The organism is Enterobacillus tribolii, assembly GCF_003363015.1.
Lineage (GTDB): Bacteria > Pseudomonadota > Gammaproteobacteria > Enterobacterales > Enterobacteriaceae > Enterobacillus > Enterobacillus tribolii.
Genome location: NZ_QRAP01000004.1, coordinates 365193 through 378839, shown reverse-complemented (window position 1 = coordinate 378839; position 13647 = coordinate 365193). Strand labels below are relative to the sequence as shown.

The following is a 13647-nucleotide window of genomic DNA, read 5'->3' as shown; positions in this document are numbered from 1 at the left end:
GACAGTATTTGGAATAGATAAACAGGTTTCATTATGAAATTAGCAAGCTATCGCCATCATGACCGTAAAAGCTATGGGATTGTTACTGACAATGGCATTATTGATCTTGGTGATAAAATTGGTCATCAGTACAGTACACTGAAAGACTTACTTCAGTGGAATGCCATTGATGTCGCAAGGCAATATGTCGATTACCCAGCAAATATAATGGCTGATGACATTACTTTCCTGCCTGTTATTGAAGCACCAGGAAAAATATTCTGTGTTGGCATGAATTATGCCGACAAGCGTAAAGAGTTTGCTGAAACCAACGACGCACCAACCCTTTTTGTCCGCTTCCCTGATTCACAGACGGGTCATGCGACCCCCGTTATCAAGCCGGCATTATCAAACGAGTTTGATTATGAAGGCGAGCTGGCCGTCATTATTGGCAAGCCGGGAACGCATATCGACATGTGCGACGCGCTGAACCACGTAGCCGGCTACAGTTGCTATATGGATGGGTCTGTCCGTGACTGGCAGCATGCCTGGTTTACTGCGGGTAAGAACTGGCCGCAGACAGGGGCATTCGGCCCTTATATGACCACAGTTGATGAAATCCCCGACCCGAATGCCTTATTTATCCAGACCTATCTGAATGGCATGTTGGTTCAGAATGATTCGACGGCCAGTATGATCCATAAAGTGGCTGACCTGATTCGTTATATCAGTACATTCACCTCACTCAGCGCAGGTGATGTCATTATTACCGGCTCCCCTGGCGGCGTAGGGAAGAAGCGTGTTCCTCCCCTCTTTATGCGTGAAGGCGACCGTGTAGAAGTGGTTATTGAAAATATCGGACGTTTAATGAATACGATTGTGGAATCTCAGCCTCAGCATGACTTACTGGCATCGTAATACCCGGCAGGCCGAACACAATATTCAACAACCAAAAAGATATTTTCAGGAGAAATAAGATGCATACCGACCAGGCGCTGGAGTTCGAAACAGTTGAAGCTAGCAACGGTACTCACAGAGAGGAAATTGTCTTCTTTCTGAAGAGCAATGGATTGGGCATCGATGAAGATATTGAACAGTTCGTTATTGCGCGTTGTAACCGGCATGTGGTCGCCTGCGCGGGTCTCGCGGGTAGTACATTAAAGTGTATTGCAGTCGGGAGGGAGTGGCGTGGAACATCCCTGTGTCTGAAGATTGTTTATGAAGCGGAACTGCAGGCGATCCAGAACGGTGAGCATCAGCTTTTTCTCCTGACCAGCCCGGATAATGTTAAGTCGTTTCAGGGATGCGGGTTTTATCCTCTGGTTACCCTTGAGAACCGGGCAACCCTTATGGAGAATACGCCCGTCGGCATCCACCGTTACTGCCGGCAGCTGCGTAGCCGCCATCTGGTGACAACCGCGAATGTTGGCGGGATTGTCATGAATGCCAATCCATTCACGTTAGGGCACCAGTATCTGATTGAGCAGGCCGCTAAAGCCTGCGATTGGCTTCATGTTTTTGTCGTTGAAGAAGATCTGTCTGCGTTTTCCTTTCGGGAACGCTTTGCCATGGTTCAGGACGGTTCACGACACATCTCGAATATTACGGTTCACCCCGGCTCAAAATATATCATTTCCCGTGGGACATTCCCGGGCTATTTTCTAAAAGATAAGCAGATTGTTAATGAAGTGTATGCTGCCATTGATCTAATGATATTCCGTCGCTACATTGCGCCGGCGTTGAATATTAATCAGCGCTTTGTTGGTACAGAACCATTCTGTAAGGTAACTGCGCACTATAATTGCGCGATGCATTACTGGCTGGAGGGCGAATTTGCAATTCCGACCGCCAGCATCAAAGTTAACGAGATCAAGAGAATGACCGATGATAATAATTTTCCAATATCTGCTTCCGCAGTCAGGAAATTATTAAACAAAGGAGATATTCAGACTGTTAACAGCATGGTGCCGGCAAGCACGATGCCTTATCTGTACAAATGGCTATCAGCAACTAAATCTGATCAGCTGGATTTAGACTTGGCAGACGCTTAATGAACAATCATTCAGGATATGAATATGAAAATATTAAATGCGGCAATTTCCGGAACGCTTGAATCAAGCGATCTGGTTGTCAAAGTAAGCCCATATGAAGATGGTCTGGATGTCACGATTAACAGTGAAGTCTACAAGCAATTTGGCGAGCAGATTACTGCGGTGGTCTATGAAACGCTTTCCGCATTTAACATCACCCAGGGCCAAATTATTGTTGAGGATAAAGGTGCGCTGGATTGTGTTATCCGCGCCAGAATGCAGGCTGCGATCCTCCGCAGTACGGATAGCAAAGACATTGAGTGGGAAAAACTATAATGAAAAAATTACGCCGCAGTATGCTTTTTTTGCCAGGTTCAAGCGCCGCCATGCTCTCAACTGCCTTTATTTATAAACCAGACTCAATCATGTTTGATCTGGAGGATGCGGTATCGTTGAAAGAGAAAGACAGCGCACGGCTGTTGGTTTTTCATGCATTGCAGCATCCCATGTATAAAGATATTGAAACGGTTGTCAGGATTAATCCCCTGAATACGCCCTTCGGTTTAAAGGATCTTGAAGCGGCGGTGCGGGCTGGCGCCGATGTTATCCGTTTACCTAAAACGGATACGCCGGAAGATATTTATCAGCTTGAGCGTGAAATTGTCCGCATTGAAGAAAGCTGCGGTCGTCCGGTAGGGTCTACACAATTAATGGCGGCGATTGAATCTGCGGTAGGGGTAATTAATGCCGTCGCTATCGCCAGATCCTCTCAACGCTTAATGGGGATTGCGCTGGCGGCTTTTGATTACGTAATGGATATGCAAACGGAACGCGGAGACGGCACCGAGTTGTTTTATGCACGCTGCGCGGTATTACACGCAGCCCGTGGCGCCGGTATTGATGCATTTGATGTTGTTTATGCCGACATAAATGATGAAGCCGGTTTCTTAAAAGAAGTGGATCTGATTAAGCGAATGGGCTTTAACGGTAAATCCCTGATTAATCCACGGCAGATAGAAATTCTGCACAATGCGTATGCGCCGACTCAGGAAGAAGTTGATTATGCAGAGCGTGTTATAGCGGCGGCCGAGGAAGGTGAACGTAATGGATTTGGCGTGATTTCACTGAACGGAAAAATGATAGATGCGCCGATCATCAACCACGCCCGTGTGGTTATTGAACGTAAAAATGCATCTGGTATTCGCCAGTAATCTCCATTCAGCCTATAGCAACAGGATTTAAGATGAATAATTTAACGGAAGAACTTCAGAAAATACCTGGCACTCCTCATAAATATGAGGCTTTTTCCGGCGCCAACACGCATACGCCTTATCTTGCGGATACCTGTCAAAAATATCAGCGGAAACTTTTCGACACGTTAGACGAGGTTTTAGCCCGCTGCGATTTACATGATGGTATGACCGTTTCATTTCATCACGCCTTTCGCGAGGGCGATAAAGTTATTAATTACGTGATGTCTAAGTTGGCGGAAAAAGGCTTACAAGGATTGACGCTGGCATCAAGTTCTCTGATGACCTGCAACACGCCGCTGATTGAGCATATTAAAAAAGGCGTTATTTCCAGGATTTATACTTCAGGGATGCGTGGTGAATTAGCCGATGCTATTTCACATGGGCTGATGGAGGAGCCTGTGCAGATCCACTCGCATGGCGGCAGGGTGAATCTGATTGAAAAGGGTGAAATTAATATTGATGTCGCCTTTTTAGCGGTGTCCTGTTGCGATGAGTATGGCAATGCCAGCGGCAGCGGCGGCAAATCCCGATGTGGTTCGCTTGGCTATGCCATGGTTGATGCAAAATACGCCAAAAAGGTGGTTTTGCTGACAGAAAGCATTGAGCCGTTTCCGTATATGCCAGCCAGCATTATTCAGGACCAGGTTGATTATATTGTCAAAATCGACAGCGTTGGCGACCCGGCAAAAATCAGCGTGGGTGCCGCCCGCGTGACCAGCAATCCGCGAGAGTTAATGATTGCACGCTCTGCCGCGGACGTGATTGAGCATTCCGGTTATTTCCGTGATGGTTTTTCGCTGCAAACGGGATCGGGCGCCGCGTCTACGGCCTGCACCCGGTTTTTGGAATCGCGCATGAGGAAGCACAATATTGTCGCAAGATTTGCCTTGGGCGGCATTACCGGCAGCATTGTGGATCTGCATGAAAAAGGACTTATTACCAAACTGCTGGATACACAAAGCTTTGATGGTGTCGCCGGGGATTCACTGGCGAAAAATCCGAACCATATTGAAATCTCAACCAGTGTTTATGCTAATCCTGCCGCTAAAGCCGCCTGCTGCGATCGCGTAGATATTGTCATCTTAAGCGCGCTGGAAATTGACACGGATTTCAATGTGAACGTTCTGACCGGTTCTGATGGCGTGATGCGCGGCGCATCCGGTGGTCACTGCGATGTTGCCGCCGCCGCGAATTTAACCATCGTGGTCGCCCCTTTGATCCGCAGCCGCATTCCCACCGTTGTCAGGCACGTTACGACTCGCGTTACCCCGGGCGAAAGCATTGACGTGCTGGTTACAGACCATGGCATTTCCGTTAATCCCGCCCGTCCGGAGGTTAAAGAGAGACTGATTGCCGCCGGCTTACCCGTTGTTGATATTGAGGCGCTTTATCAGAAATCGCTGGTGATTTCCGGCAACCCGAAACCGATTGAATTTACTTCCCGCATTGTGGGTGTTGTGCGCTACCGCGATGGCAGCGTCATTGATGTTGTAAGGCAGGTAAAAGAATGATCAGCGAAACGACAGAAGCTTCATGCGTGGCCATCACCCTTGAGGATGTCCTTAAAGCCAGAGACGCGCGTGCAAAGTTGCAGCAAGAGTGGCTGTTCCGGTTTGAGCAGCCGATGATTTCAACCACGCTCGTCTGGCCCGGTGCGGTGAAAGATACCCTCCTTGCCCGGCAGGTTATGGCGGAGGCGAAGGAAGCCCTTGGCCAGTTGCTGCGTAAACACCGCTGGGAAATATCCAGGCAGGAAATGCGTTTCCAGCCTACAGGACCGGAGGCGTTCTGGTCCGTATCGGTGCCTGCCTGGATGATCAAACATGTCACGGTGCATCTTGAAGATAGTCATCCTCTCGGACGTTTGTGGGACATCGATGTATTTTGCCCAAAATCCGGATTAATCAAGCGTAGCAAGATACGTCAGCCCATGCGCCAGTGCTTCATTTGTGATGAACCTGCTCACGTCTGCTCCCGTATGCGCCGCCATTCTCAGAGCGAACTTGCGCAAGTTATTGAGGATTTAACCTATGACTATTTTAGCCGTCGACGTTAACCGGGTTGAGTCTGTACGAAACATCGCCTGGCTGTCCACTGAAGCGATGTATCGGGAGGTGACATTAACGCCCAAACCGGGGCTGGTTGATGGCGAAAATAACGGGGCGCATCGTGATATGAATATCACGCTGTTTATGGACAGTATTACCGCCGTCTCTCCCTGGTTTATACGCTTTTTTGAGCAAGGGAAAGCCACGGCGGATTCCCCCGCCTCTCAGACACTATTGGCGATAAGGCCCATTGGTCTGGCATGCGAACAGGCGATGTTCAACGCTACGGGTGGCGTAAATACGCATAAAGGCGGCGTTTTTTCACTTGGTCTTTTGTGTGCTGCTGCGGGGCGCCTTGTTAAAGGTAATAAGTTACTCAGCCAGCGTAACCTGTGCCGGGAAATCAGCGCGATGTGCGCAGGCCTGGTTGACAATGAACTTAACAGGATCGGACAAGCAAAAACAAAAGGTGAGCATATTTTTCAGTCCTTTGGTTTTACCGGTGCGCGGGGTGAGGCTGAGAATGGCTTTGTTACCGTCAGACGCTACGGACTGCCGCAGTGGGAAAAGTCGTTACGGGAGGGATTGTCTGAGCAGGATGCGCTACTGAAGATGCTCCTTGCTTTAATGGCAGCCAATCCCGATACCAACGTGCTTTCCCGGGGGGGGCTAAAAGGCCTGAAATATGTGCAGCGCTACGCCAAAAGAGTTCTGAGCATAAAAAATCTGTCAGGAGAAAAACTCAGAAAAGCGTTGATAAAAATGGATAACGCATTGATTGAGAAAAATATTAGCCCTGGCGGCAGTGCGGATCTCCTTGCCGTTGGCTGGGTGCTTTCCCATTATCCGGCCTGATAAGTGGTTTTGAACATGGAGAGGAGGGCGCTATGACTACGCAACGTCTGGAACAGTTGAGTGAGAAGTTCACGATTATTCTGGTACCGGGCCTGAGAGACAGTGATGAGCATCACTGGCAAAGTTGCTGGAGTCGTCGCTTTCCTTTTTGGAAACGGATAAGTCAACGAAACTGGCTGGATCCTGATATTGACGCCTGGTTATCCGCTATCCGCCGGGAGTTGGTCACCTGTCAGCTCCCGGCCATTCTGGTCGGGCATAGTTTTGGGGCGCTTGCGTCATGTCGTCTGGTTCAGACGCAAAAAATGAATATTGCGGGCATCGTCATGGTCGCTCCGGCGGAGCCATCATTCTTCGAACTGGAGGACGCGGTCCTTCCCGAGCAATTGCAAACATCCAGCCTCATGTTTGTGAGTCGAAACGACCCATTAATGCCTTTTAAACGCGCGCAGTTTTGGGCGGAATGCTGGGGCGCTCGTGTAATCGATATTGGCGAAGCCGGACATATCAATACCGAGTCAGGATTCGGGGAATGGAATTATGGATTGGAGCAGCTGGCAGAATTTGGTGAAAGCCTTCAGCGCTATTTTTAAAAAATAGGTTTTACAAAAAATACTCTATTACATGACTAACATTCAGGTAACTAATATCTGATCCGGAGAGCATATGTTAGAAGCTTATAATCAGCACGTACAAGAACGGGCTTTGAAAAACCTTCCGCCTAAACCATTAACTGCAGAACAAACGGAAGAATTAATTACGTCTCTGGTTAGCGGGGGGCGTGATGATAAAAACACGCTTATTCAACTGCTGACTCATTGCGTATTGCCAGGTGTAGATCCCGCGGCAAAGCTCAAAGCAGAATTCCTTTATCGCCTGATTAAAGATGAGAACCCGGCGAGTGTCATTACACCTCAGCAGGCAATTAAACTGCTGGGAACTATGCAGGGTGGTTATAATATTCAGCCGCTTATTGATTTATTGGATAAACCTGAATGGGCCGGGAGTGCGGCGGAACAATTAAGTACAACAATTCTTATTTTTGAAAAATTTAAGAATATTGAAGAAAAGGCTGAACAAGGAAATGTTTGGGCACAAAAAGTAATTCAATCATGGGCAAATGCCGAATGGTTTATTCGCCGTCCGGAGTTGCCTGAAAAAATTACGCTTAACGTCTTTAAAGTCACAGGGGAAACGAACACGGATGATTTATCACCTGCGCCGGAAGCATGGTCACGTCCGGATATTCCTCTGCATGCGCTGTCCATGTTGAGTAATCTGCGTGATGGTGTGCAACCCGATGAGCCCGGATGCCGGGGCCCGATACAGCAGTTGGCGCAGTTGAAGAAAGAGGGTTACCCGCTGGTGTATGTCGGTGATGTTGTGGGGACTGGCTCTTCACGAAAATCAGCAACTAACTCCATTTTATGGCATATCGGCAATGATATTCCCTGGGTGCCGAATAAGCGAAGCGGTGGATTTGTTTTTGGGAGAAACATTGCCCCTATCTTTTTCAACACGCTTGAAGATTCCGGCGCGTTTCCGGTCGAAATGGATGTTTCCGGGCTGGAAACAGGGATGCTTATCGATCTCTATCCTTATCAGGGGGAGGTTCGCGAATCCGCCAGCCAACGGTTAATCACCTCATTTACATTGAAAACGGATGTGTTGCTTGATGAAGTCCGCGCCGGAGGGCGTATTCCGTTAATCATTGGCAGAAGCCTGACGGCAAAAGCACGTGAATCCCTGAAGCTTGCGCCTTCCAATGTTTTCCGGCAGCCAAAAGCGCCGGCACCTTCTGCAGCCGGCTTTACCTTGGCGCAGAAAATCGTGGGGAGAGCATGCGGCGTTGAGGGGATTCGCCCGGGGCAATACTGCGAACCTAAAGTGTCAACGGTTGGCTCTCAGGACACCACCGGGGGAATGACGCGCGATGAGCTAACGGATCTGGCCTGCCTGAGCTTTTCGGCCGATTTGGTTATGCAGTCTTTTTGCCATACATCGGCTTACCCTAAACCGGTAGATGTGAAGCTGCATGAAACGCTGCCTGATTTTATCAGCCGCCGGAATGGTATTGCGCTGAAACCGGGCGATGGCATCATCCATTCTTGGCTTAACCGTATGCTTATCCCTGATACGGTAGGCACCGGGGCTGATTCTCATACGCGTTTCCCATTGGGGATCTCTTTCCCGGGGGGCTCCGGACTGGTGGCTTTTGCTGCCGCAACGGGCATTATGCCACTGGATATGCCGGAGTCGGTATTGGTCCGCTTTTCCGGGGAGATGCAAAAAGGGATTACCTTGCGCGATCTGGTCCATGCCATTCCATTTTATGCCATCAGGCAAGGTTTACTGACGGTTGAGAAAAAAAATAAGATCAATGTTTTCTCCGGTCGTATCCTGGAAATTGAGGGGCTTGGCATGCTGAAAGCGGAACAGGCTTTCGAGCTGGCCGATGCTTCCGCCGAACGTTCAGCTGCTGCATGTGTACTGCGCCTTGAAGAAGAAAACGTAGCAGAATATTTGCGCTCCAATGCCGCTCTGCTGCGTTGGATGATTCGCCAGGGTTACGAAAATTCAGCGACGCTGGAGCGGCGTATTGCTGAAATAGAAGCCTGGCTGGCTAATCCGTCGCTTATGGTTGCCGACAAAAATGCGGAGTATGCCGCAGTAATTGACATCGACTTAGCAGAGATTACTGAACCCATCGTGTGCGCGCCTAATGATCCGGATGATGCCCGTCTGTTGTCTGAGGTAGCGAATTCGCCGGTAGATGAAGTGTTTATTGGTTCCTGCATGACGAATATCGGTCATTTCCGCGCCGCCGGCAAAATAATTGCAGATGCCAGTGAAATACCCACAAGGCTTTGGCTGGCTCCGCCGACAAAAATGGATGCGCAGCAGCTTTCCAAAGAAGGATATTTTAATCAGTTTATTAAATCCGGTGCCCGAATCGAACCTGCCGGGTGTTCGCTGTGTATGGGAAACCAGGCGCGGGTACGGCAGGGAAGCCATGTTGTTTCCACATCCACCCGTAATTTCCCAAATCGTCTGGGGACCAATGCTAACGTATTTCTGGCATCGGCTGAACTTAGCGCCGTGGCGGCTATTTTAGGGAAGATGCCGACTGTCGAACAATATTTCTGGTATATGGATAAAATCAACAGCACTCGTGATGATACCTATCGCTATTTAAATTTTGATCGGCTTCCAGAATATCAGTCAACGCTTAATGAAGCGGGTGTTATTAAAAGATTCCCTGATCAGGTCTTTTAATATGTCACATTGAGAAATCAATAGTATATAGCACCATTGTACAGCAGAAGCTTCTTTTTCTCTGAAGTTTCTGCTGCCAACGGAATGGCCTGTGATAGGGGTGACGTATGTTTAAATCGAAAAACGCAAAACTAGCTCTTCTTATATTGATAATATTATTATCGATAGTAATTCCTCCGCCAGAAGGATTAACAAAAGAAGCATGGGTACTGGCGGGCATTTATCTCGCATCCATTGTCGGACTGGTGAGTAAGCCTTATCCTGAACCTGTTATCATGCTTTCAGCGGTGGGGTTGTCATGCCTGGCGATAGCAAATTTTGCCGATTCGCCCGTAAAGTCGATAGATATTCTGAGCGGTTATGCGTCAGGGACGACATGGCTTGTTTTTAGTGCATTTACATTAAGTGCCGCTTTTGTGACCACCGGATTGGGGAAACGGCTGGCGTACTGGTTTATTTTAAAGTTCGGCGGTACGACCCTGCGGCTGGGATATATTACGGCGCTGTTAGATTTAATTCTGTCGCCGGCTACCCCCTCTAATACGGCCCGTGCGGGTGGAGTGGTGTTCCCAATTATCAACAGCATTGCCCTGGTGTTAGGTTCAACGCCGAATGAGAGCCCGTGTAAGGCTGGTCGTTACCTTATGGTAAATGTGTATATGGTGACGAAAACCACCAGTTATATGTTTTTAACTGCCTTTGCGGGTAATGCCCTGGCGCTACAGTTGATTTCTGATATTTTTCATACCCAGATAAGCTGGGTTGGTTGGGCGTTGGCGGCTGTGCCAGTAGGGCTTTTAATGTTGGCTGTTATTCCCTACATTGGTTATAAAGTAACGCGTCCAGAATTAAAAGCGATAGACAATATCAAAATCGGTACAGACGGCCTGAATGCGCTCGGGCCGATGAGCGGAAAAGAGAAAGGCCTGATTGTTGTCTTTATCTCCGCTTTATTGGGATGGATTTTCTCCCGCTACCTGGGGCTTAATGAATCCTCTATTGCAGTGATCGCGATGGTCGGTGCCCTTGTCTTTGGGATCATTTGCTGGAATGATGTCCTGCAAAACAAAGGCGGCTGGAATACCTTAATCTGGTATGGCGGAATTATCGGACTCAGTGCGACCTTAAGCAAGGTAGGATTTTTTAAATGGCTGGCGGCCTTTATGTCCGAGCACCTGGATTTTCTGGGACCGGGTAACAGTACCGTCATGATGATCGTCTTTTTAAGTATCGTTGTGCGCTACCTGTTCGCTTCAGGCGGAGCTTATGTAGCAGCCATGGTTCCTGTATTTGCAACGGTGGGCCTGGTGACCGGTACCGCCCCTGTACTCCTTGCGTTGGCTATTCTGTTTTCTAACTCTTACGGTGGCTGTATTACGCACTATGGCGGCGCGGCCGGGCCAATTATCTTTGCTGCAGGTTATAACGATATTAAATCATGGTGGATAGTTGGAACCATAGTTGCTTTGTTGACTTTTATTGTGCACATGGCGATTGGTATCCCATGGTGGAACTTCTTAATGCAAAATAACTTGCTCTGAAGAAATTGCTTTCAGATTACAGTATATATTGAGCCCGACATTTTTCCGCTGTCAGGAACCCTATGTTATGTTCAGTCCATGCGGGTTCATCCAGAGATGACGGGCTGTAATGTCAGCCCGTTTGTCATGAATAAACGACCTCATCATAACGCGTTGTACTGACATGAAGCAGCGTTGCCTCAGGGACGAGGCCAGTTCACAGATAACGTTATTCTGATACCTGGCGCCACTTCAGGCTTTGAGAATAGGCCATGAGGATATAGACGAGAAACCAGGTAGCACACTGAATAAAAATGAGTCTGTTTAAAAGGGCGTGAATATATATATGTTTTAATATATATCCTGGGAATTAAATACAGATTGAATTATTAGTGATGGAAATATTGATTGTTGGTTTTTATTTGGTTTGGATGCGTGAGGTGAATTACATTTTTGCATTGGTATTCGTACCACTATCCTGAGATTCATGTTTTTTAACATCCTTCCTATTATTGCTGAAAAGTTTTTCCAAAAATTGTATCCTTTTCATAACACATCTTTGTTAAGTGAATTTTCGGTGATTGGTTTCATTCTTTAATTGGGTGGGTTCTTAGGCGAGGTTTTTGTTGTTTATTGCCTTTTTGCTTCATTTAACTGATTGAATTTAATATTCTTTTACGATGCCATAAAGTTTGTTTTTGTGTTTTCATCTATCTCTTCCTAGGAATAGTCTATAGGATGATCTTGCCCTCACAATAAAAACCTAAATCATTAAAGGGATCGTCTATGGCTAAAAGAAAATACCTTCTTGAAAGCGAGGTTAAGGCAATAATAGATGCCATTCCTTTGGGGACAAACTATTATCGTGATCGTTGTCTCATTATGGTGTGTTATTTTCATGGGTTAAGAGTGAGTGAGCTTCGCCAGCTTAAAATTGATGATATCCATGATGAACATATCTTTATTACTCGTTTGAAGAAAGGGTTATCAACAACGCATCCATTGCAAAAATGTGAAAAAGAAGCAATCCGCTTATGGCTGGAAGAGCGTAAGACATGGCTCAATAGCGATACGCCCTGGCTGTTCCTTTCCCAGCATGGAAAGCCGCTCTCCCGCCAGCAGATTTATGAGTTAATGAAGAAGTATGGTGCAGTGGCGAAACTCGATGTCAAGGTTCACCCGCATATGTTGCGTCATGCATGTGGATTTGCTTTGGCAAATAAAGGTAAAGATACAAGACTGATTCAGGATTACCTTGGACATCGAAATATTCAACATACGGTAATTTATACCGCGACCAACTCGGCCAGGTTTAAGACCATCAATTTTGATGTGGGTGCGAATAGTAGTGACTCAAGCGGTATGTTAGAAGATTACACAGACCGCTAACGCAATTGAGTGACAACTAATCGCTGTTGTGATGATAGTGTTAAGTTATATTTAACTATATTAGTAATTACGAGGCATGCTTGCTTGGCGGTATATAGTGGCCCAGTCCAGATAAATATTCAATTATTTTCATGATTATCGGATTATTCTTGTTTGAATGGTGTGTGTGCGCAAATAGCTGGGTAGAGTGAACAATAGGAAAATCAGGGGTTAATACTTTAAGGTCAAACCGTTGGCATGCCCACTTAGAAATCGCAGCAGGCAGTAAAGTGATAAGATCTGTTTGTGATACATGAATAAATATAGAAGCACTTGTTGAGCAGCGATAGTTTCTATAAAGCAATGCATCATCGACGAACTGGAATTTGTGTATTTTTTTACCTATTTGTTCATAGGAAGGGATTAATCCCAAAACCTTTTCTTGCTTGTACTGTTCCAGGGTGATTGTTTTATCGAGGCGGGAGTGATTTTTTCGACACAGTATGTCGAGTCCGCTATGAAAAATGGGGGAGTAAATTAACGTTCTGTTGTTAGGGAGTTCCTGGCCGATATCCAGATCAACAAGAAAATTCCTCAGGCGATCGGTACGCAGCGTATGATCACCAGGGTTCAAAAAAATGTCCCAATGCATGTCCTGATGATCTTTTGTTAAATCAAGAAGCACGTCAGTTAACATTAATTCTAGTGATGGTGCCGCTGCGATACGCAATCGTATCGGTACGTTACGTTGTGCTGCAATGCTTTCCAGTTTGGCGGCTTTATCAAAGAGGTTAAGCGCAGGGCGGTATAGTTGGTAAAGTTCTATCGCCAGGGCCGTTGGTACCATGCCGTTTCCCTGTCGGAAAAATAACGGGTTGTGATAATACTTACGTAATTTATTCAAGTTGGTACTAACCGAGGAAATGCTTACCTGCAACCGGGTTGCCGTCGCGGAAACTGATCCTGTTTCAATGATTTCGCAGAGAACAGTGGCAAGATTAAGATCGAGCTTATTTTTCAAATTATCTACCTTTGGAATAATTGCAATTTAAATAAATACATATAACCGAGCTGTTCGCTATATACACATTACGGTAAAAACACAGCATGAATCATGAAGTTAAAACCGTGGAGGGTAAGATCTCTGAAGCATGATGAAGAGTAACGTGTATTACTAAATGGCCACTATTCCGTGTCGCAATTCAGAGTTTAGTTTAGCTGATTATTTTTTTAAATACTTTTACGCTTTTGGGGGATAGAAATTGTCGCATTTATCCATTACCTGGCGTTGGAGGCGTGATGGAATTGATGGTAATAA

At 46.8% G+C, this 13647-nt stretch carries 12 protein-coding genes; 11 read left to right on the top strand and 1 reads right to left on the bottom strand.

All coding sequences use genetic code 11. From position 1 onward, the window contains the following. Window positions 1–33 precede the first annotated feature (33 nt). From C8D90_RS11065 to C8D90_RS11015, 11 genes are all read left to right on the top strand, one after another. Window positions 34–897 carry a fumarylacetoacetate hydrolase family protein gene (locus C8D90_RS11065; protein WP_115458501.1) on the top strand — a complete coding sequence of 288 codons (864 nt, stop codon included), beginning with the start codon at window positions 34–36 and terminating at the stop codon, window positions 895–897. A gap of 59 nt (window positions 898–956) precedes the next feature. Beyond that, window positions 957–2030, top strand: coding sequence for a [citrate (pro-3S)-lyase] ligase (gene citC / locus C8D90_RS11060; RefSeq protein ID WP_115458500.1), 1074 nt, complete (start codon window positions 957–959; stop codon window positions 2028–2030). Window positions 2031–2054: 24 nt separating this feature from the next. Further along, window positions 2055–2345 (top strand): citrate lyase acyl carrier protein, encoded by a 291-nt coding sequence (citD, locus tag C8D90_RS11055; protein ID WP_115458499.1) that lies wholly within the window; start codon window positions 2055–2057, stop codon window positions 2343–2345. Next, window positions 2345–3220, top strand: coding sequence for a citrate (pro-3S)-lyase subunit beta (gene citE / locus C8D90_RS11050; protein ID WP_115458498.1), 876 nt, complete (start codon window positions 2345–2347; stop codon window positions 3218–3220). Before citD ends, citE begins: the two co-directional genes overlap by 1 nt. A gap of 32 nt (window positions 3221–3252) precedes the next feature. Continuing rightward, window positions 3253–4773, top strand: coding sequence for a citrate lyase subunit alpha (gene citF, locus C8D90_RS11045; RefSeq protein ID WP_115458497.1), 1521 nt, complete (start codon window positions 3253–3255; stop codon window positions 4771–4773). Continuing rightward, window positions 4770–5318, top strand: a complete 549-nt coding sequence (gene citX / locus C8D90_RS11040; RefSeq protein WP_115458496.1) for a citrate lyase holo-[acyl-carrier protein] synthase — start codon at window positions 4770–4772, stop codon at window positions 5316–5318. The genes citF and citX overlap by 4 nt, the downstream gene beginning before the upstream one ends. Continuing rightward, the gene (gene citG / locus C8D90_RS11035) at window positions 5293–6165 is read left to right on the top strand and encodes a triphosphoribosyl-dephospho-CoA synthase CitG (protein ID WP_115458495.1); all 873 of its coding nucleotides are present in this window, start codon (window positions 5293–5295) and stop codon (window positions 6163–6165) included. The genes citX and citG overlap by 26 nt, the downstream gene beginning before the upstream one ends. Window positions 6166–6197: 32 nt before the next feature. After that, window positions 6198–6758 (top strand): RBBP9/YdeN family alpha/beta hydrolase, encoded by a 561-nt coding sequence (locus C8D90_RS11030; protein WP_115458494.1) that lies wholly within the window; start codon window positions 6198–6200, stop codon window positions 6756–6758. 73 nt (window positions 6759–6831) lie between these two features. Further along, entirely contained in the window at window positions 6832–9441 is a 2610-nt protein-coding gene (locus C8D90_RS11025) for a bifunctional aconitate hydratase 2/2-methylisocitrate dehydratase (RefSeq protein WP_115458493.1), read from the top strand. 107 nt (window positions 9442–9548) lie between these two features. Further along, window positions 9549–10982 (top strand): anion permease, encoded by a 1434-nt coding sequence (locus tag C8D90_RS11020; protein WP_115458492.1) that lies wholly within the window; start codon window positions 9549–9551, stop codon window positions 10980–10982. Between the two features lie 765 nt (window positions 10983–11747). Then, complete coding sequence (locus tag C8D90_RS11015) at window positions 11748–12350, top strand: tyrosine-type DNA invertase (protein WP_115458491.1); 603 nt, start codon at window positions 11748–11750, stop codon at window positions 12348–12350. Between the two features lie 67 nt (window positions 12351–12417). Here C8D90_RS11015 and C8D90_RS11010 read toward each other — a convergent pair whose 3' ends face one another. Beyond that, window positions 12418–13350 (bottom strand): LysR family transcriptional regulator, encoded by a 933-nt coding sequence (locus C8D90_RS11010; RefSeq protein ID WP_115458490.1) that lies wholly within the window; start codon window positions 13348–13350, stop codon window positions 12418–12420. Window positions 13351–13647 lie beyond the last annotated feature (297 nt).